Genomic DNA, 240 nt, shown 5'->3' on the forward strand with positions numbered 1-240 from the left:
GTGCTGACCTTGATCTTCATCGCGATTTTCGTGTTGCTGACCTTGTCGGTTTCCGGCCTCGGGCATGCGACGTTGCTGGTGATCCAGAAGTGGGCCACCTACGTGTTTGGCGCCTTGAACATTCTGGTGGGTGGCTTCCTCTGCGCCACCATCGACTGGAGCGCGGTATTCAATGCCACGCCGGCACCGCTGAGCGCGATGATCATCGGCGTGGGCACCATGGCCGCCGGTACCGGGATC

The 240-nt window shown here is 61.2% G+C and carries 1 pseudogene; it reads left to right on the forward strand.

Features of this window, described 5'->3' with window-relative positions:
• Nucleotides 1-240, forward strand: a pseudogene (locus SB719_RS22340) (allantoin permease); the annotation flags it as partial.

This window comes from Pantoea sp. SIMBA_079, assembly GCF_046940275.1.
Taxonomy (GTDB): domain Bacteria; phylum Pseudomonadota; class Gammaproteobacteria; order Enterobacterales; family Enterobacteriaceae; genus Pantoea; species Pantoea borealis.